This window comes from Acinetobacter sp. UBA6720 (assembly GCF_002454215.1).
Lineage (GTDB): Bacteria > Pseudomonadota > Gammaproteobacteria > Pseudomonadales > Moraxellaceae > Acinetobacter.
The window spans coordinates 52,695-74,060 of the sequence record NZ_DKIK01000089.1 but is presented as its reverse complement, the minus strand read 5'-3'; the positions used below and the strand labels follow the sequence as shown (position 1 = coordinate 74,060).

The window sequence follows — 21,366 nt, the reverse complement described above, 5'->3', positions numbered from 1 at the left end:
CGGCATTAATATTTTAAGGGTTTAAATGGATGACAGTAGGTATTGCAAGATGGCATATATAATTACGGATGCATGTATTGGTGCAAAACACACGGGATGTGTAGATGTATGTCCTGTAAATGCGTTTCGTGAGGGCGATGAAATGCTATTTATCGACCCAGATGTGTGTATCAGTTGTAATGCCTGTTTGACCGAATGTCCTACACATGCAATTTATCCCGAAGCATCCGTCCCTAAAGATCAAATTCAATATATTCAAATCAATGCCATTGAATCTAAGCGTCATCCGATCATTACTGAACGTAAAGTGGATGCTGAACATCGAATAGCAGAAGCAATTGCGACTCAAAAGTCCACATTATCAAACAAGCGTTTTGCCATTATTGGTGCAGGACCTTCAGGTTTTTTTGCCAGTGAAGCTTTACTCAAGCAGTATCCTGAGGCAACGGTTGATCTGATTGAAAAATTACCGACACCTTTTGGATTGGTACGCTTTGGTGTTGCTCCTGATCATCCTGAAATCAAATCTGTTACGGAAAACTTTACGCGGCTTTTCCAACAGTATTCAAATTTAAAATTCTACGGCAATGTTGAAGTTGGTAAAGATATTGATCGAGATATTTTGCTAAAAAATTATGATGCCGTGATTTATACCACAGGTGGGTCATCCAGTAAGCCTTTAGCAATTCAAGGTGGTTCAGTCACAGGTGTTTATGGTTCTGCGGCGTTTGTTGGTTGGTATAATGGTCATCCTGAGCAAATAAATCTAGCACCGCAGTTAAAGCATCCGCATATCTCTATCATTGGCATGGGAAATGTCGCACTGGATATTGCGCGTATTGTATGCCTACCTGTTGAAGAGTTACATCAAACAGATATTGCTGATCATGCTTTGCAAATGATTGCTGAAAGTGGCATTAAAAATGTCAATATTATTGCACGTAAAGGTCCTGCGCAGGCGGCATTTACGCCCAAAGAGTTACGCCAATTAATTGATCATCAAGGCATTCGTCTTGAGGTTAATCCTCAAGATCTTGATTTAGATCCAGCAATTGAGGTGATGTTGGATCTGCCAGAACATAGTGAAGCCAAAGAAAATATGATTTTGCTGCGTAGCATTCTCAAACGAGAGGTTCAAGCAGAGAAAACCATCCGTTTCATTTTCAATGCCAACCCAGAAGCCGTGATACATACTGATCAAGGCGTACAAGGTTTAAGTATTAGGATGAATAAAGTCACTTTAGACGCTGAACAAAACCTTATTGTTGAATCTACTGGAGAAAGTCAGACACTGGAAACTGGTCTGATTGTGACTGCGACAGGGTATCAGGGCAAAGCAATACAGGGCTTAAAATTTGATGAGGTGCGTGGCACCATTGCACATTACGAAGGCCGCGCGCTACTGTCCAATGGTGATTTATCAGAAAAAGAATATGTTGCTGGTTGGATTAAGCGTGGTGCTAGTGGTGTGATTGGAACCAATAAGCAATGTGCTGTGCATACGGTAAAAACGCTTGTGGCTGATTTATATAGCAAGGACTTAAAATCTGAGGACTTAGAAGTTAAGAGCTTAGAAACTAAGAGCTTAGAAACTAAGGACTTAGTGCTTGGAAGTTTGGAGCATCCCAGCAGTGAAACACAGGCAATGGAGGTCATGTCACTTAAAAAGTATTTGAGTCAGAACAAGATCAACTTTTTTACATTTGCAGACTGGATTGCTGTAGACATACAAGAACTAAAACTGGGTCGTTCAGTGGGTCGTCCACGCCGTAAGTTGATTGATTTGCAAGAGATGATTCACGTGCAATCGACGAATCGAGAACAGATTGCTAAAGCCAACACGAATAATGACGTCGTTGCAACAATCAAAGTTTACGATGCTTCAAAGCCGATTCAGACACATCATCGTACATGTACATTATGTGAGGCGATGTGCGGCATTGTGGTCAAATATCAAGGTGAAAAGATTATTTCGATTGCGGGTGACCCACAAGATACACATAGTGATGGGCATATCTGTCCGAAAGGATATGCCCTACAAGATCTACATAATGATCCCGATCGTTTGAAAACCCCGAAAAAACGCATTGGTGACCAATGGGTAGATATAGATTGGGAGGATGCGCTTGAAGAAGTCGCACAGCGCCTTGTGGATGTTCAGAAAAAACATGGTAATGATGCTGTCGCGGGCTACTGGGGCAATCCAACCTCACATAATATTGAAGTCATGATGAACATTGGACCCTTTAAAAAAGTACTGGCATCAAAAAATATGTATTCAGCCTCAAGCCTAGATCAGATGCCACATATGTTGACGTCATATTTGATGTATGGCCATAGCATGAATTTTACGATCCCAGATATTGATCGCACAGACTATATGCTCATGCTTGGTGCAAACCCTGCTGCATCCAATGGGAGCTTGATGACTGCAGGTGATATTTTAGGACGGCTGGATCGTATTAAGACACGCGGTGGAAAATTGGTATTGATTGATCCACGGCGTACAGAATCTGCCCGATACGCCAGTGAACATCATTTTATTAAACCTGGTAGTGATGCACTTTTTTTACTTGGCTTAATTCAGGTTATTTTTGCTAAAGGCTTGGTTCAAGTCCAGTCAAGACTGCCACTCAATGGAAAAATTGAAGATATTCAAAATTTAGTCAGTAGTATTCCACTGACTACAATTGCTGAGCTAACACATATTCCTGTCACCGAAATCGAACGTATCGCTGTAGAGTTTGCAAGTGCGGAAAAATCTGTGTGTTATGGTCGAATGGGGATTGCAGCTCAAGAGTTTGGTGCACTCAATCATTGGCTCATTCAGCTTCTTAATATCATCACAGGGAATTTAGATCGGGCAGGTGGAATGATGTTTACAACGCCAGCAATTGATATGACAGATATTGCAGGTCGAGGTAGTTTTGCTAGTTTTCATAGTCGTGTACGCAAACTCCCCGAATTTAATCGTGAACTTCCTTCCGCAACTTTGGCGGATGAAATGCTGACACCGGGAGAAGGTCAGGTCAAAGCATTTGTGGTGACTGCTGGGAACCCCGTGATTTCTACGCCGAATGGTGCCCGTTTGGAGCAGGCTTTGGCGAATCTTGAGTTTATGGTCGCCATTGATTTCTATATGAATGAGACAACAAAGTATGCCGATATTATTCTGCCGCCATGTGGACCATTTGAACATGCGCTATATGATTTAGTGTTTACCAATTTGGCTGTTCGTAATGTCACTCGATATTCTGAACCACTGTTTAAGAAAAAAAGTTTTATGCGCTCAGATGCACAAATTTATATTGCTCTCACACATCGCATGGAAGAATTAAAGGCAAGAAAGCAAACTACGATCACCAAGTTGAAAATGAAACCAATGCATCAGATTAAATCGCTGATGACAATCGAACGTGTGATTGATTTGGGCTTGCGACATGGCCGTTATGGTGGTGGATTTAAAAGTTTTATCACAGGCGAAGGTCTTACTTTGGAAAAGCTAAAAAAATATAAACATGGTATGGACTTAGGGCCTTTAGAGCCACGTATTCCCAATAAATTGTTTACGAAAGATAAAAAAATCCAACTTTTCCCAAAGCAATTTTTGGATGATCTCGGCCGACTACACGACTACGTCAAAAGACATGAACATCTTCAAAAATTGACACTCATTGGTCGACGCGACTTACGTACCAATAATTCATGGATGCATAACAGTCAGCGCTTGGTAAAAGGTAAAAACCGTTGCGATTTATTTATTCACCCACAAACAGCAAATGACTATCGCATTACTCAGGGCGAGCAAGTGTATATTTGCAGTGAAGTTGGTGCTTTAAGAGTCACCGTTGCAATTACTGAAGATATTATGCCAAATGTAGTGAGTCTACCGCACGGTTGGGGACATCATCGCAAAGGCATGCAGCTCTCAGTTGCTTCATCTAATCCGGGTATTAGCGTCAACGACATCACAGATCACCAATTCATTGATGCTTTGTCGGGCAATGCTGCACTTAATGGCATTCCAGTTGAATTGCAGAAGATATTTTAAATACAAAAACGATAAAAGAGCATTTGAGTTTATTTGAATAAAGATTGCAATGATGTTGATAATTCATGTAAAAAATAAGACCTTAGATGGAGATCCATAGAGTGAAAACAGGATGTCCTTTAGACTTGTATATTGTTGTCGTTTATGACTAAAAAAGATGCTATACATCTGATTTTTAGATGTTTTATATACGGTTCATAAAGTGAATAGGAACATATTATGTTGAATGCGAATAAACGTGCAATTGTAGTTGGTGCTTCAAGAGGGATTGGTTTAGGCTTAGTTCGTGAATTACTGAATCAGCATTGGGAAGTTATAGCGACCATTCGAGATATAAACCAAGTCTCTACAGAATTGAATCAATTGCTCACTGAGTTTGCAGACAAGCTTGAACTGGTCGAACTGGATTTAAACCATGTGCAAACAGTTGAGTCTTTAACCCGCCAATATCATGAAAAATCAATCAATTTACTGTTGGTTTCGGCGGGTGTTTTAGGGCCGGAACATCAACATGTTGAGAGTTGTACACCAAATGAAATTTCTCATCTATTTTGGGTAAATAGCATTGCGCCTGTGACAGTTGCGAGAAAACTTCTTCCTTTAATGGCTGAAAAGAGTGTGATTGCATTTATGAGCTCTCGTATGGGAAGTGTAACTTTAAACGATGATGGAAATATGGAACTGTATCGTGCGAGCAAGGCGGCTTTGAATAGTCTTACACGTGGCTTTGCAGTAAATGAAGCCATTCCTGCTCAGATTGGTGTACTCAATTTACACCCTGGTTGGGTTCAAACTGAAATGGGCGGAAGTCATGCTCCTATCAGTGTGAAACAAAGTACCACGGGCATGGTTGCTGTGATTGAAAATTTTATGGGTAAAAACGAACAGCGATTTGTCGACTTTCAGGGCAATGAAATTGAGTGGTAATAGCACAGCCTAAATAATGAAATGCAGTTTCGCTTCTATTGAGGGACTGCATATTGTTTTTATTTCAAATAAGATCACAATATTTTAAACAGTGCGATAACCATTCAAAAATAGGTGCACTGTATTTTGCACGTTTTCGTGCAATAGCTCTGTATTTGGTAAATAAGACTCATCTCGAAGCAAATAATAATGTCCAAAAACACACAACTGAATAAATTGAATGGTTGCCATCCCGAGATTTTTAATATGATATCCTTTCTGTTGATTGAGTTTAGCTAAGAATTCTTCGACAGGTTGACGGCTTTGCATCATCAGGGCGTTGATCATATCTGATAATTCTTGAATCCGTTGTACTTCAGGAATTGTCATCCGTAGTAACCGTATATTCTCCAAAGAAAACCAGCGTGTCGCAATAAACATACCCAGTTCATATAAACTTTCGGCATCCACTGTCTTATTTCTAGACCAATCACGAATATCAGCTATATATTGTTCCACCCCTGCTTGAATCACAGCAATAAATAAGTTGGTTTTATTTTGATATTGTCTATAAATCGTCAGTTTGGAAACCTGTGCTTTTTTAGCGATTCCTTCAATACTACTGGCTTGGAAACCATGTTCTAAAAAATAAACAGAGGCGATATTTAATAAGTGTTCATGCAATGCCTCAGAATCTTGTCGTGTCGGGCGTCCCGTCAATACCTTTTTTAATTTTGTACAATCATTTGTCATCTAGCTGGCTTTTTGATATGTCGTCTAAAGGTTCTATTAAAAAGACAATTAAAAGAATAATCAATCTCTGTTCGTATAATCATTCAACAAAACTATATATGAACAATGAATAACATTATCCCGATTAATTATTTTTGATTTAAAACTATTTCTCTTATTTTAAAAACATAAGTGAACGATATCGTTTACTTAAATTCTTATTATCAAATATCAAAAAACGATCAAGAAATTTGAAAATTTGTAATTTAAGTAAGCTCAATTATGTGAGAAAAATATGAGTGAATCAAAGCGACAAATAAAATTAGGGGCATTTTTACAGAGTGTGGGGCATCATCTAGCTGCTTGGCGACATCCAGAGGTGAATCCTGAAGACGTGACAAGCCTAGAACATTTAAAGAATTTGGCAAAAATTGCAGAGCAGGGCAAATTTGATGCTATTTTTTTTGCAGATGGTCTAGGTTGGCCACAAGCTGCACCGCATTTATTGGCTAAAGGAGCGCCTGCATACTATTGGGAACCTCTAACTGTTTTATCGGTACTGTCTCAAGTCACTGAGAAAATTGGCTTAATTAGCACGATCTCAACTTCATACTTAGCACCGTTCCATTTAGCCCGTTTATTTGCGTCTTTGGATCACATTAGCCATGGGCGCACAGGTTGGAATTTAGTGACTTCAGGCACTGACTTTGAAGCTAAAAATTTTAATTTAACTGAGCAAAACAAACATACAGAACGCTATTTACGTGCACGTGAATATGTCGATGTGGTCAAAGGTTTATGGGATAGTTTTGATGATGATGCCTATATATTTGACCAAACATCAGGTAATTTTTTTGATGCAAGCAAATTGCATTATCTCAATTATCAAGGTGAGTTTTATTCAGTTGCAGGACCATTACAATCTGCACGACCAGTACAAGGTTATCCTGTCATTGTGCAAGCAGGTTCCTCGGAAGATGGCCGCCACCTAGCAGCAGAGACTGCTGAAGTCGTGTTTACAGCACAGCAAACTTTAGAAGGTGCTCAGGCTTTTTATCAAGATATCAAAGCACGCGCGGCTGCTTTTGGTCGGGATCCAGACAGTATTAAAGTCATGCCAGGTATCATGCCAATTGTTGCAGAAACGTATGAGCAAGCTCTGGAAAAATTTGAACAATTACAATCTTTAATTGATCCAGTTGTCGGTGTTGGTTTGCTGTCTGCATTTTTAGGCAATATTGACTGGGAAAAATATTCTTTGGATGATCCTGTGCCTGATTTTCCCGTGACAGAAGGTTGGCAGAGCCGTCAGCAATTATTGCTTGATTTAGCCCGTGCAGAAAATTTAACCATTCGCCAGCTCTATAAAAAAGTCGCAGGGGCGAGAGGTCATAAAATTTTGATTGGCACACCAGTTCAAGTTGCAGATGAGCTTGAGCATTGGTTTAACAATGGTGCAGCCGATGGTTTTAATATTCTAGCTCCGACATTTCCGATTGGTTTAACCGACTTTGTCGAACAGGTGATTCCTGAGTTACAGCGCCGTGGCCTGTTTAGACAAGAATATGAAGGTACTACCTTACGTGAACACTTAGGTTTAACCCGTCCACGGAGCCAATATCATGACGCAGCTTGACCTTAAACATGTGGACGTAGAACCCGCCGAATTTGCTAAAGTTGAGCAACCCACTCTCGACTATTTGTTTGGACGCAAGGTCACAGCGAAAGTCTTTTTTCTACTATGTTTATTGATGGTTTTTGACTTTGCTGATCGGATGATTATTGCCAGTATTTTGCCATATATACAAAAAGACTGGGGTATTAGTGATGCACAGGCAGGTTTACTGAGTTCTATTTTGACTTTGGGCATGGTTTTGTTTGCTTTTCCAGTATCCATGCTAATTGAACGCTATGGCCGTATTAAAGTTGCCAGTTTGATGGGAATATTCTGGGGTATTGCGTCTGCTTTAGGTGCATTCAGCTCTAGCTTTTCTCAGTTAGCTACCACACGCTTATTTGTGGGTATCGGTGAAGCGGCGTATGCCCCAGCTTCATACTCGTGGATAAGTACCGCATTTCCACGCCGTCGATTACAACTAGCACTCGGTATCTTTTCTGCCAGTCAACCGATTGGTATGGCGGTCGGTATTGCCTTCGGTGGCTATGTGGCACAGCATTATGGTTGGAGACATGCGTTAGGGTTGCTCGCAATGCCAGGAATAGTTGTTGCATTTCTGTTGTATCGTGGCCGTGATTATCAAAGTGTTTTAGTTCATGAACATGTTGTACAAACCAAGCAGGCTCAATCTGGAACGTCTCATTCAGAAATATCTTTAGCTTCTTCTGTGCCGTCTCGCTGGACCTTGATCAAGCAGAATTGGAACGCGATTCGGCACACGCCTTCGTTGTTACTCACTTATGTCACTATGGCGGTCGTTACCTTACAGTGGATTCCTGTGGTGTTCTTTTTGCCAAGTTATTTACACCGTGTGCATCATTTAGAATTGGCGCAAGCTTCGCTCATGACCAGTGCATTTTTACTGGTGGGTATTCTTACTTTACCGCTCGGTGGTTGGGTTTTAGATCACCTGACACAACGTTTTTTTAAAGCAAAATTCTATGTTTCACTGGTTGGCTATGCTTTAGCTACAGTATTTTATGCAATTGCTTTTGGATTTTTGACAGATTTAAAACTGCAATTTGGTCTGATCGTTTTAGCAGGGGCAGTTTTAAGTTTTTGCAGTTCTGGCCCATTGAGCTTGACCCAAGAGTTAGTTCCTGTCTCTGCCCGGACTTTGTCAGGAACAACTTCTGTGATGACGATCCACTTATTAGGTTCAATCCCGGGGCCATTTATTGCTGGTTTGATTTCTGATGCCTATGGCATCTCTGCTGCACTTACAGTGCTTCCAATCATCAGTGGAATAGTTGCACTAGGGTTATTGGTCGCTGCTTTGTATTTTTATCCAAAAGACATTGCCAAAGTTAAGCACAGTCATTTCGGGGTCTTAAAACAATGAGTGTCGAAATATTATTTTTCTTCAACTATTCAATTGAACGGTTACAAAAGCACATACAACTTGAGCGATGTTGATTCGCTTAGATACTCAAAAAACGTTATTGGATCATTTAAATATTATTTTTCAATCGAAAAGTAAGAGCCGTTTTTGACTTTTTAAATGGCCCATTTTCGCAGTACATGCACTTAAAACACAATTTTTTCGGGGTAAATCATGAGTTTAAACACATTGAAAGTAGCAGGATTTCGCGTGGTCGCATCAAGACCATTTATATTCACCACACTGTCTGTTGCAATCGCGGCAGCATCACAATGCCTTTATGCAGAAGAATCACAGACTGACATTGAACATCTAAAAGCCAGTGAGCAAAATGTAGATGCGATTCAGCTTGAAACAGTTACAGTTACTGCCCGTAGACGGGTGGAAAGTGAACAAAAAGTTCCAGCACCGATTACCGTGCTGAAAGGTAAACAGCTTGAAGAAGCCAAGATTTATCAGGTACAAGATTTACAACAACAACTGCCTAACTTCACCTCACAATTTATTCATGCGCGACAATCTAGTGTGGCTGTGCGAGGGATTGGCAATAATACTGCCAATGAAGGCTTGGAAGGCAGTGTAGGGATTTACTTGGATAATGTTTATTTAGGGCGACCGGGACAAGCGGTATTTGACCTATTAGATATTGAACAAATTGATTTACTGCGTGGGCCACAAGGAACTCTATTTGGTAAAAACACCACAGCAGGAGTTTTAAATATTACATCGAAGCAACCCATTTTTGATCGAGAAGGGAGTGCTGAAATTTCGGTAGGTGAGCGTGGCTATAAACAAGCGAAGGCGACGATCAACCAACCTTTGTCTGATACTGTAGCTGTTCGATTATCGGCTTATGGAACCCATGATGATGGTTGGGTTGAAAATACTCATACAGGTGAAGATCTCAATGAAATTAATCGCTTTGGTGCGAGAGGACAACTTTTATATAAACCTGACGATGCGTTTAGTCTAAGAATTATTGCTGAGCATAATCGCGAAGATTCAAGTACAGGTTCTTTGGTGCCTTATAGCTTTGCGCCTTGGAATCCAAATGGAAATCCAGCCAGCTATTTACCGTTAGGCGTAGCAGGTTCAAATGCAACAACCTATGCAGAGCGTGCTAAATTGCTCGGTGCAAAAAATATTGACCGTAATCCCTATGATTATAAAGTCGACTTCGATGCCGAACAGCAATCTAAAGTAGACCAAAGTGCTGCTTCTGCAGAAGCCAACTGGTTGTTTGACAATGGTTTTAAGCTAACCTCAATTACAGCATGGCGAGATTGGAATTTTAAACCCAAGAATGATTTAGACTTTACCCCTTTAGATGGTATTACAGGTGGCTTTGAAGTTGAGCAAGATCAGTTTTCTCAGGAAGTCCGCCTAGCCTCACCAAGCAGTGATACTTTCGACTATGTTGTCGGGGGCTATTATTTCTATCAAGATATTAGCAGTAACAATGCTTATCGTACGGGGGCGGATGCAGCAGCACTCACAACGGCCTATCCGAACAATGCCTATCTCTCAGGGACAGGTCGTTCAACCACTGACAGTTATGCTTTATTTGGGCAGTCGACATGGCATGCGACAGACAAGTTTGATTTAACCACAGGACTCCGTTTAACTTCCGAACGTAAAAGTGGCGAAGTTCAACAAAATAACGTCGAGCCTATTATCTATGCATCACTAAGCCCTTTATTTAAAGCATTTAATTCGGGGCCTTTATCAAGGAAAGACAACAGTGTTTCGGGGTTGGTGACAGCAAGTTACGCGTTTAAACCCAATATTTTAGGTTTCGCAACTTTCTCTACAGGGGAAAAATCAGGTGGCTTTAATATCAATAGTGTTGCCACGCCTGCCGCTATTCTAGGTAATGATGCTTTAAATATCGACCCAGAAAAAGCCGAAAATATTGAAATTGGACTAAAAACTACATGGTTAGATCAGCGCTTATATGCAAATATCAACGCCTTTTATACCAAAATTAAAGACTATCAGGCTGTCACCAATATTGCTTTAGGCAACCAGTTTTTAGGTCTGTTGACCAACGTTGGAGATTTGACCAGTCAAGGTGTCGAAATTGATTTAAAGGCGAAACTGAACCGTCAATTTTCCCTAAACTTCAATGCCGCATATACGGATGCAACTTTTGATTCGGGAACAGCACCGACACCTTTTGAAGAGTTTAATGGTGCCGGGGGGACAAGTGATAGTGGCTATGGCAAGGGTTACCGTGATATTTCGGGCAATCGCGTCAATGGTGCGCCACGTTGGACGGCAAATTTGACTGTTCAGCATCAGCATGACGTGTTTGCCAATGCACAGCACTATAGTTTAGTTAACTATGGTTGGCGCTCAGAGACTTTTTCAGATGTAAACAATTCAATTTATTCTAAAATTCCAAGTTATGGGGTATTGAATTTAACCACAGGTATTCGTATTCCTCATGGTAAAAACGACGTCGATATATCTATTTGGGCAAAAAATGCCTTGGATAAACATTATTATTTAGGTTTGGTTAATTCTGGAAATGGTGTTTATGCAGGCTCTGCTGCACAACCTCGAACAGTAGGGGCAAGTATTAAATACAGCTTTTAGTTAATGGCTTTCTTGCATCAGTCATTTTTTGAGCTGTATTAAAATCACAATGAAAGTTCCTTCTCCTTTTTAAAGGAGAGGGCTAGGGAGAGGATTTTAGGAAGAATCCGCCCTCATTCTAAACTTGTGAATATAATTTACATATTGACGATGCCGAACTTTAATAAAAAGTAAGATCAGATTTGGGAATATAGTCTTTAACTTATTATTTATTAAGTTTAAAGTCAGCCACTGGATCTAAATAAGATCTAGAAAATAGTTACGATGAATACTGTCCTGCGGTAGCAATTCTAGTAGACGTTGTACAGCATCAATCCGGTCATGTGTCTGCCCAATAATTCGTAGCAGTTGATCTATATCTTCCATTTGATAAATCAACTGGCTTAAACGAGCATCAAAACAATGCCTCCATGTGCTGAGTAAAGGACTTTCTGATTTAGATAAAAAGCTCCCTTTATATAGCGAGAACGTACTGGCAATAAGATTTGCATTCAACGAGTGTTCAGCACGTAAAAAGTCACATTGAACCTCGCAGGTGAGTTTATAAATACGTGCCTCAATGCAATGCGGAAGCAGGCTACGAAGTTGTGAAAGCTCAGCTTTGAGGGTTTTTATACTAACATTACGTTCACCATAAAGGGCATAGTGTAATTCGTCTAAACCTATACCATAAGGATGCAAGGCTAAAATACAGAGTATTTCAATTTGACGGTGACTCAAGTTCAATGTATGTCCATTAAATTGGACCCAAGGTGAACCTAGTGCTTTAATATATAAAAAATTTTGCTGTTCAAATTTGATAGTCCTCTGTATTAAGTCTGAACAGCGTTCAACGGCAAGTAGCCCTAAAGGGGTATGTTTTTTATATTTTGTGGAAAGATTAATAATGCCATGAAATTGACCTGATGTTGGATCCCAGATCGGTGCGGCATAACAGACCCAGTCCCGAACACTATCCATTTGGTTTTCATGAGAATAGACACAACTTGACATTTGACTGTTCAAGGTCATGCCAATGGCATTGGTTCCAACCGCCTGTGTAGACCAGTGTCCACCCTCAATAAAATGAACCTGTTCAGCAGAAGAGAGCATTGCGGAACTACTCCATGTCCATAAAAGCGTACCCTGATGGTCTGTCAAACCAATAGCCATGTCAGAATCATTGGCTATTCTTAATAAATCAGCATAATTGTGTTGGATAGAGCGACGAAATAAAGAGGTTTGATCCTCTTCTGGCAAAGCCAAAACAGGGGCGGCATGAACGATGTGCTGATTAATTAAATGGGTTGTTTGCAGCTTCTTTGCAGATGCGGTATTGAACAGGTTCATATCATATTCCTTTATGATGAGACTGTAATATTTTTAAACTTTAGAAATGAGTTTCCAAATTTATAGTCATTTACGTCATTTCGTCTTGCTTCGATTTTAAATGCTTTTATCTTGGCTTGGTTAAAGCATATCTTTTGGCTTTACCAACTTTTAAGTTACTTTAAAAGTGTTCTTATGAGCTGAAAATGACTATTTCCATCTGAAATGTTAATAAACGTAAACATAATGAAAAGTCATTCGCTCATGTAAGGGTTAGGGACGGCCTCACCATGATACTGACGGTCTGCAAAATAACTTGATCGCACCAATGGCGCACTCCAAATATTTTTAAACGCTAAGCGCTCTCCATGCGTTTGATAGTGCTTAAACTCTTGCAATGTAACAAAGCGATGAATTGGCGCATGAGATTTGGATGGCTGTAAATATTGACCGATTGTGACATAGTCCACTTGATAATCTTTCAAATCATTTAATAACACGATAACCTCAGCCTCGACTTCTCCTAAACCGACCATCAAACCACATTTGGTTGGAATGTCAGGACAGTAGTGTTTAAATTTTTTGAGTAAATCCAATGAATGCTGATAGTTAGAGCCTGGTCGCATGGCTTTATACAGACGTGGAACGGTTTCAATATTGTGGTTAAAGACATCCGGTGGGTTTTGGCTCAGAATCTTAAGGGCAATATCTGCACGACCACGAAAATCAGGAACCAAAATTTCGATCAAAGTCTCTGGACTGGTTTGACGAATTTCTCGAATGCAATCTGCAAAATGCTGTGCACCACCATCTTTTAAATCATCTCTGTCAACCGAAGTGATCACGACATACTTTAAGTTTAGATTCTTGACCGTTTCAGCCAAATGCTTTGGCTCATTAATATCTAGGATATTAGGACGACCATGAGCAACATCGCAGAATGGGCAGCGTCGAGTACAAATATCTCCCATAATCATGAATGTTGCTGTCCCACTGCCAAAACATTGTGGCAAGTTAGGGCAGGCCGCTTCTTCACAAACCGTATGCAGTTTTTGTTGCCGTAATAAATCCTTAATGATTTGAACGTCTTCAGGTTGACTAATTTTGGTCCGAATCCATTCTGGTTTTTTCGGTGTCGTTTCCGTTGGAACAACTTTAATCGGAATACGCGCCATTTTTTCAGCGCCACGTAACTTCTTTCCTGTTAATACTGTGTTATTTAAATCCATTTCAAACACTCCTTCGTTTAAAATAATTAATATAGATCCTGATATTAAATAAGCTCTTTGAGTTGCATTAATAATATTAAAACAGTGCAAAAAACTTATCATATAAAATAAAGGTTGGTTAAAGGTTTGTTTTCATATGTGATTGAACTATTGTAAAATTTTACAAAAAAATTTAATCCCATAACTTTTTGTTTTTCATATTTATCTTATCTTTTTATGCATTATATTTTTTTAGTCTAATATTAAATTGAATAAAAATGTTCTTATATAAATATACGGTTTAAAAATCCAATCACTCTTTTTGGGATTTTCTTTTAAGCGTAGTTAATAAGGAACAAAGATATGCAATTAACGGAAGAGCAATTGCTAGCAGCATACAAAAGAATGCGCGACATTCGTGAATTTGAGGATCGACTTCACGATGAAAACAATACTGGTGATATTCCCGGTTTCATCCATTTATATAGCGGTGAGGAAGCTGTTGCAGTCGGAATTTGTGAAAATTTAACAGATAAGGACTTCATTACATCAACGCATCGTGGTCACGGACATTGTATTGCTAAGGGCTGTGACATTCACGCCATGATGCTAGAAATTTTTGGCAAAGATGATGGTTTGTGTCGTGGAAAAGGCGGTTCCATGCACATTGCCGACTTAGATAAAGGCATGCTTGGTGCAAACGGTATTGTGGGTGGTGGCCCACCTTTAGCGATTGGGGCTGCTTTAAGCGCCAAAACACTCAAGAATGGTGGGATTGGTCTGTCATTTACGGGGGATGGTGGGTCAAATCAGGGCTTAACTTTTGAAGCCATTAATATGGCTGTGGTGTTAAAGCTCCCTGTCATTTTTGTTTTTGAAAATAATGGTTTTGGTGAAGGTACTGCACATGATTATGCCGTAGGCAGTAAAGACATTGCAGGTCGAGCAGCAGGTTTTGGCTTACCTGCGGAAAAGGTAGACGGAACAGACTTTTTTGCTGTGTATGAAGTTGCACAAAAGGCCATTGAACGTGCCCGCCGTGGCGAAGGTCCAAGTGTGATTGAAACGGTAACCAACCGTTTTTATGGACATTTTGAAGGTGATCCGGGACTTATCCGTTCTAAAGAAGAACTGGATTATGTCAAAGAACATAAAGACCCATTGAAAATATTCCGTAAAAAAATCAAAGGCAAAATTGACGAAGCCAAACTGGATGCCATTGATATTCAGTCTAAAGCCAATGTAGACGATGCCGTTGCAAAAGCACGCGCAGCTAAGTACCCAGAAGTCTCTCAGTTACTTACTGATGTTTACGTCTCTTACTAAAGGAATAGTAGAAAAATGCCAAATAAAAGTTATCGAAATGCGATTAAAGAAGCAATTGAATTAGAAATGCGCCGTGACCCAAGTGTCATTGTGGTCGGTGAAGATGTTCGTGGTGGGCATGGTGGTAAAAATACTGATGACAATAAACTGGAAGGTTTTGGCGGTGTGCTTGGTGTAACCAAAGGCTTATGGACTGAATTTGGTTCTGAGCGAGTCATTGATACTCCAATTACAGAGTCGGCGATTATTGGTATGGCGGCCGGTGCTGCTGCAACAGGTTTAAGACCTGTGGCTGATTTAATGTTCATGGATTTTTACGGCGTGTGTTATGACATGTTGTATAACCAAGCGGCTAAATTCCGCTACATGTTTGGTGGTAAAGCCAAAGCTCCACTCGTTGTACGTGGCATGATTGGTGCAGGTTTTTCCGCAGCAGCGCAGCACTCCCAGTCGCCATATAACGTGTTTGCCTCAGTGCCAGGCTTAAAAGTGGTGGTGCCTTCGAGTGCCTATGATGTGAAAGGACTGTTAATTCAAGCCATTCGAGATGACGATCCTGTCGTATTTTGCGAACACAAGTTGTTGTACGACATTAAGGGTGAAGTGCCAGATGAGGCTTACACCATTCCTTTTGGTGTCGCAAATTACACTCGTGAAGGCACTGATATTACCATTATTGCTTTAAGCCTGATGGTACATCGTGCCAATGAAGTCGCGGATAAGCTCGCAAAAGAAGGTATTTCGGTTGAAGTGGTTGACCCTCGAACCATTTCTCCATTAGATGAAGACGGTATTTTAGAGTCAGTGGCTTCAACAGGCCGCGTGGTGATTGTGGATGAATCTGCAGCGCGTTGTGGTTTCGGACATGATGTGGCTGCACTCATTGCACAGAAAGGCTTTCATTATCTTAAAGCACCAATCGAGTTAGTCACTCCACCACACTCACCCGTACCATTTTCACCAGTATTAGAAAAAGAATGGCTACCTAGTGTAGAACGCATCGAACAGGCTGTACGTAAGACGTTGGAGGCTTAGGATGAGCGAAATTAAAACCTTAGAAATCCCAAAATGGGGTTTGTCCATGGAAGAGGGCACGATTGCCCAATGGCTAATTCAGGAAGGTACGCAATTTAGTAAAGGACAGGATATTTGTGAAATTGAAACCACAAAAATCGTCAATGTATTGGAGGCACCTTTTGATGGCTTGCTACGAAAAATTATTGCTAAAGATGGTGACACGCTGGTCGTAGGTGGAGTCATTGCAATTTGTGCAGACGCTCAAGTTTCCGATGCAGAAGTTGCAGCATTTGCACAGTCCTTAGGTGGAACACCTGCTGTAACTGAACATAAAGCGGTAGCAGCGGTTCCTGAAAAAGTAGCTGTGGCTCAAGTTGAAACCAAAGTACAAGCTACGCCTAAACAGAACAGTGTTGGTCATGCATCAAAAGCGGTGGCTCAGGGCGGATATTCAATTCCTGCTACGTTACAAGGCTTCCAACAAAGCGATGATATTTTTGCAACGCCTCATGCCTTGAAATTGGCTGAAAAGCATAATGTAAACTTGTCTCAGATTACGGGTTCTGGACGTGAAGGTCGTATTAGTGTTCAAGATATTCAGGCTGCAGTTCAAGCTGCTGGTGGTTCTTGGCCAGATGTGCGTCATCAAGCCAGTACGAAAGCCGCGAAATCTAAAGCAGATGATAGTGATGTTCTAGCGACACCTGTTGCCCGCCGTTTGGCAAAACAATGGGGTATTAATTTACATGATTGTCGTGCATCGGGTTCACGTGGACGAGTCTGTAAGGAGGATGTTGAAGCTGTATATCAACGTGAAAACCCTGTACAAGCTCAACATACTGAGCATGCGCATCCAGCAGAATCCGCAAAATTCACCACTGTGGCTATGAATGGTATGCGTAAAGCAATCGCTTCACGGCTACAAGCAGCAAAACGTAATGCACCACATTTTCGCTTAACGATAGACTTAAATGTTGAGTCGGTTCAGGCTTTGCGTCAGCAAATTAACAGTACTGTACCGCATGTCAAACTGTCCATTAACGATATGCTGATTAAAGCTGCTGCTGCTGCACTGATCAAAGTTCCACAGGTCAATGTTCAGTTTGATGAAGAAAATCAGCAGATTTTACAATTTGAACAGGCTGATATTTCGGTTGCTGTGGCCATCGAAAACGGACTGATCACGCCAATTATTAAAGCAGCAAACCGTAAATCTTTGGCGCAAATTTCCAATGATATGCGTGATTTGGCGACACGTGCCAAAACTGGAAAATTAGCACCTGATGAGTTTCAAGGTGGCAGTTTCAGCATTTCCAATTTGGGAATGCTTGGTATTCAACAGTTTGATGCCATTATTAACCCACCTCAAGGTGCAATTCTGGCCCTAGGTGCAGCAGAGAAACGTGCGGTCGTCGAAAATGATGAGATTGTTGTTCGTCAAATGGTGACAGCAACATTGTCTTGTGATCATCGTATCATTGATGGTGCGTTGGGTGCTCAATTCCTATCGGCATTTAAGCAGTTTGTCGAAAATCCTGCATTAATTTTGGTGTAGGAGGAATAGCCATGTCAGATACACAATTTGATCTTGTGGTTATTGGTGCTGGTCCTGGAGGATATGTCGCTGCGATTCGCGCAGCGCAACTGGGATTAAAAACAGCAATCGTTGAAAAACAACACTTAGGTGGAGTATGTCTTAATTGGGGATGTATTCCAACCAAGGCATTATTGAGCGGGGCTGCGCTTGCGCAGCAGTTCAAACATGCAGAGCAGTTTGGCTTTACGCTTAACGCGGTTGATTTTGACATTCAAAAACTGGTCCGTCATAGCAGACAGGTTTCTGATCAACTGGTGCAAGGTATCGGGCAATTATTGAAAAAGAATCAAATCACTGTTTTTAATGCAACAGCCCAATTTATTGCCAAAGAGCAATTAGAACTTATTGATGCAAATGGTCAAAAACAGCAGATTTCTGCACCGCATATTATTGTCGCAACAGGTGCACGTGCAGCCAATTTGCCTCATATTCCTGTAGATGGTGATCAGGTCTGGAGTTATAAAGAAGCTTTAGTTCCAGAACAATTACCAAAATCTTTACTGGTCATTGGTTCGGGTGCTATAGGCAGTGAGTTTGCAAGCCTATACCAAGACTTAGGCTGCCAAGTCACCTTGGTTGATATTGCAAAGCAGATTCTCCCTAGCGAAGACATTGAAGTTGCGAAGTATGTACAAAAGCAATTTGAACAGCAGGGTATGCAGGTTTTAACCGAAGCGACCGTAAAAAAAATAGAAACTGATCAGGCTCAAGTGCATTGTCATATTGAAACTGCCACAGGTGTGCAAATCATTAGTGTTGAAAAGGTACTTTCAGCTATTGGCGTGAAACCGAATGCTGAAAATCTGGGCCTAGACGCTTTGGGTGTTGAATTTGAGAATGGTTTTATCAAAGTTGACTCATGCTGTAAAACCAATGTTGTGGGCGTTTATGCAATTGGTGATGTCGCAGGCGCACCGTGTTTGGCACACAAAGCCAGTCATGAAGCCATTCTTTGTGTGGAGAAAATTGCAGGCCTAAGTCATGTACATGCTTTAGATCGTACACAAATTCCGGGCTGTATTTTTACTCATCCGCAAGTGGCCAGTATTGGTTTGACAGAACAGAAAGCGAAAGCTGCGGGCTTGAGTATCAATGTGGGTAAGTTCCCTTTACAAGCCAATGGTAAGGCATTGGCTTTGGGCGATAGCGCAGGATTTGTTAAAACCATTTTTAGTCAGGAAACGGGTGAATTGTTAGGTGCTCACATGGTCGGACATGAAGTCACCGAACACATCCAAGGTTTTGCCATCGCAAAATACCTAGAAGCGACCGATGAAAGTTTAGCACAGATCATTTTCCCTCATCCTACTTTATCTGAGGCGATGCATGAGTCGGTCTTGTCGGCAATGCAACGTGCAGTTCATATTTAAGGAGTCGCAACATGCCTAGAGGTTTAAACAATAAAGTTGCATTAATTACGGGTGCAGCACAAGGAATTGGACGTGGTATTGCCTTACGTTTGGCACAAGAAGGTGTTCATATTGCATTGGTCGATCTTCATCAAGAAAAGTTAAATACTGTTCAACAAGAGATCGAAGCCTTTGGCGTAAAAACCACCACATTTATTGCGGATATTTCAGATCCAATACAAGTCAGTCATGCAATTGATCATGCCGAATCGACACTTAATGGCTTTGATATCATGATCAATAATGCAGGGATTGCACAAGTCAAAGCTTTAGCAGAAGTAACACCGAATGAATTTAACCAAATCATGAACATCAATGTCGGTGGTGTACTTTGGGGGATTCAAGCCGCAGCAAATAAATTTAAACAACGCCAACAGGCGGGAAAAATTATTAATGCCTGCTCAATCGCAGGTCATGAAGGTTTTGCTTTACTCGGTGTTTATTCGGCAACTAAATTTGCAGTTCGTGCATTGACACAAGCTGCGGCTAAAGAATATGCCAGTGCTGAAATTACTGTAAATAGTTATTGCCCAGGTGTTGTAGGCACAGACATGTGGGTCGAAATAGATCAGCGGTTCTCTGAAATTACAGGTGCACCAATTGGTCAAACGTATAAAAAATATGTAGATGGTATTGCTTTAGGACGTGCTGAAACACCAGATGACGTGGCTGCATTAGTTGCATTTTTAGCCAGTGAGGATGCAAACTACATTACAGGTCAGTCTATTTTGACAGATGGTGGAATGGTTTACCGTTAATATCAACATAAGGAATACAGAATGAAAGCAGCTCGTTTTTATGATCGAGGGGATATTCGAATTGAAGATATTCCTGAACCGAAAGTACTTCCAGGCACAGTGGGAATTCAAGTTGCATGGTGCGGTATTTGCGGTACAGATTTACATGAATTCATGGAAGGTCCTATTTTTATTCCACCTTGCGGTCATCCACATCCAATTTCGGGAGAGTCTGCACCTGTAACAATGGGACATGAATTTTCAGGCGTGGTTTATGCAGTTGGTGAGGGTGTAGATGATATCCAAATTGGGCAACATGTCGTCATTGAACCCTACATTATTGCTGACGATGTGCCGACTGGGCCGAATGATAAGTATCATTTATCAAAAAATATGAACTTTATTGGTTTAGGCGGACGTGGTGGCGGTCTTTCTGAAAAAATTGCGGTTCAGCGCCGTTGGGTACATCCTATTTCAAATGATATTCCCTTAGACCAAGCAGCATTGATAGAACCTTTGTCTGTTGGTCATCATGCCTATGTACGAAGTGGTGCAAAAGCTGGCGATATCGCACTGGTTGGTGGAGCAGGCCCAATAGGTTTACTCTTATCAGCCATTTTAAAGGCCAAAGGTCTCACGGTCATCATTACTGAACTGAGTGCAAAACGTAAAGAAAAAGCGATAGAGGCTGGGGTTGCAGATTATGTACTAGACCCATCACAAGTTGATGTAGTCGCTGAAGTAATGAAAATTACGGAAGACCGCGGAGTTGATGTCGCTTTTGAATGTAGTAGTGTTAATAAAGTGATGGATACACTGGTGACGGCGATGAAACCAACTGGTGTAGTCGTGATCGTTTCGATTTGGAGCCATCCTGCCACAATTAATGTGCATAGTGTGGTGATGAAAGAGCTAGATATTCGTGGCACGATTGCTTATGTCAATGATCATCAGGAAACAATCCGTTTAGTCGAGCAAGGTAAGATTAATCTAGAACCTTTTATTACCCAACGTATTGCATTAGATGATCTTGTATCTAAAGGCTTTGAAACACTAATTCACAATAATGAGTCTGCTGTAAAAATTATTGTTCATCCGTAGTTAGGCTTCAATACAACTTTATGTAATACATAGTGACAGAGAATGAGTCTGTATATGCAGACTCATTCTAATATTTGTATCAATAATTTCTCCAAATTTTAAATGACACTTGAAGCACATTTACAAAACAGTCAGCTATGACAGATCAAAGGGTGTTTTAACCAAGGTTGACTATGTGTACATGCACGATCTACTGGAGACTGTGCTAGAACAACTGCAAAATTCAGAATTAGGCAACGATAAAGAAATAGATCAGCTCAAACAGTTTTTTATAAAACTCGATCATCACATTGATCGGTTGCGTGCGTAGATTTCGG

14 protein-coding genes are annotated in these 21,366 nt (G+C 40.8%); 11 read left to right on the top strand and 3 right to left on the bottom strand.

All coding sequences use genetic code 11. The features are described 5' to 3' along the window. Window positions 1-49: 49 nt before the first annotated feature. Together B4F08_RS08070 and B4F08_RS08065 are read left to right on the top strand one after the other, a co-directional pair. Entirely contained in the window at window positions 50-4,051 is a 4,002-nt protein-coding gene (locus B4F08_RS08070; RefSeq protein ID WP_291374073.1) for a molybdopterin-dependent oxidoreductase, read from the top strand. A gap of 219 nt (window positions 4,052-4,270) precedes the next feature. Beyond that, window positions 4,271-4,978 (top strand): SDR family oxidoreductase, encoded by a 708-nt coding sequence (locus B4F08_RS08065; protein WP_291374072.1) that lies wholly within the window; start codon window positions 4,271-4,273, stop codon window positions 4,976-4,978. 84 nt (window positions 4,979-5,062) lie between these two features. Here the strand turns inward: B4F08_RS08065 and B4F08_RS08060 are convergent, their stop codons facing one another. After that, the gene (locus B4F08_RS08060; RefSeq protein WP_086210522.1) at window positions 5,063-5,710 is read right to left on the bottom strand and encodes a TetR/AcrR family transcriptional regulator; all 648 of its coding nucleotides are present in this window, start codon (window positions 5,708-5,710) and stop codon (window positions 5,063-5,065) included. 274 nt (window positions 5,711-5,984) lie between these two features. Between B4F08_RS08060 and B4F08_RS08055 the strand changes: the two genes are divergently transcribed. The 3 genes from B4F08_RS08055 (at window position 5,985) to B4F08_RS08045 (ending at window position 11,346) form a co-directional block, all read left to right on the top strand. Beyond that, the gene (locus B4F08_RS08055) at window positions 5,985-7,325 is read left to right on the top strand and encodes an LLM class flavin-dependent oxidoreductase (RefSeq protein ID WP_291374071.1); all 1,341 of its coding nucleotides are present in this window, start codon (window positions 5,985-5,987) and stop codon (window positions 7,323-7,325) included. Beyond that, the gene (locus B4F08_RS08050; protein WP_291374070.1) at window positions 7,312-8,709 is read left to right on the top strand and encodes an MFS transporter; all 1,398 of its coding nucleotides are present in this window, start codon (window positions 7,312-7,314) and stop codon (window positions 8,707-8,709) included. The genes B4F08_RS08055 and B4F08_RS08050 overlap by 14 nt, the downstream gene beginning before the upstream one ends. A gap of 213 nt (window positions 8,710-8,922) precedes the next feature. Beyond that, entirely contained in the window at window positions 8,923-11,346 is a 2,424-nt protein-coding gene (locus B4F08_RS08045) for a TonB-dependent receptor (RefSeq protein ID WP_291374069.1), read from the top strand. Window positions 11,347-11,583: 237 nt separating this feature from the next. On the opposite strand, the gene B4F08_RS08040 is transcribed toward B4F08_RS08045, so the two are convergent. Together B4F08_RS08040 and lipA are read right to left on the bottom strand one after the other, a co-directional pair. Then, window positions 11,584-12,675 carry a transcriptional regulator gene (locus B4F08_RS08040; RefSeq protein WP_291374068.1) on the bottom strand — a complete coding sequence of 364 codons (1,092 nt, stop codon included), beginning with the start codon at window positions 12,673-12,675 and terminating at the stop codon, window positions 11,584-11,586. Between the two features lie 233 nt (window positions 12,676-12,908). After that, on the bottom strand, window positions 12,909-13,883 hold the full coding sequence (gene lipA, locus B4F08_RS08035) for a lipoyl synthase (RefSeq protein WP_131326498.1): 975 nt from the start codon (window positions 13,881-13,883) through the stop codon (window positions 12,909-12,911). A 342-nt stretch (window positions 13,884-14,225) separates the two neighbouring features. On the opposite strand from lipA, the gene B4F08_RS08030 reads away from it, so the two are divergent. Genes B4F08_RS08030 through B4F08_RS08005 form a run of 6 tightly spaced genes read left to right on the top strand, consistent with a single transcriptional unit; the run spans window position 14,226 to window position 21,049 of the window. Next, the gene (locus B4F08_RS08030) at window positions 14,226-15,188 is read left to right on the top strand and encodes a thiamine pyrophosphate-dependent dehydrogenase E1 component subunit alpha (RefSeq protein ID WP_291374067.1); all 963 of its coding nucleotides are present in this window, start codon (window positions 14,226-14,228) and stop codon (window positions 15,186-15,188) included. A 15-nt stretch (window positions 15,189-15,203) separates the two neighbouring features. Further along, window positions 15,204-16,223 (top strand): alpha-ketoacid dehydrogenase subunit beta, encoded by a 1,020-nt coding sequence (locus B4F08_RS08025; protein ID WP_004979604.1) that lies wholly within the window; start codon window positions 15,204-15,206, stop codon window positions 16,221-16,223. Window position 16,224: 1 nt separating this feature from the next. Then, a complete protein-coding gene (locus B4F08_RS08020; protein WP_291374066.1) occupies window positions 16,225-17,760 on the top strand; it encodes a 2-oxo acid dehydrogenase subunit E2 in 1,536 nt (511 codons plus the stop codon). Between the two features lie 11 nt (window positions 17,761-17,771). Then, window positions 17,772-19,172 carry a dihydrolipoyl dehydrogenase gene (lpdA, locus tag B4F08_RS08015; RefSeq protein WP_291374065.1) on the top strand — a complete coding sequence of 467 codons (1,401 nt, stop codon included), beginning with the start codon at window positions 17,772-17,774 and terminating at the stop codon, window positions 19,170-19,172. A gap of 11 nt (window positions 19,173-19,183) precedes the next feature. Then, complete coding sequence (locus B4F08_RS08010; RefSeq protein ID WP_119063978.1) at window positions 19,184-19,969, top strand: acetoin reductase; 786 nt, start codon at window positions 19,184-19,186, stop codon at window positions 19,967-19,969. Between the two features lie 21 nt (window positions 19,970-19,990). Continuing rightward, on the top strand, window positions 19,991-21,049 hold the full coding sequence (locus B4F08_RS08005) for a 2,3-butanediol dehydrogenase (protein ID WP_291374064.1): 1,059 nt from the start codon (window positions 19,991-19,993) through the stop codon (window positions 21,047-21,049). The last annotated feature ends 317 nt before the right edge of the window (window positions 21,050-21,366 follow it).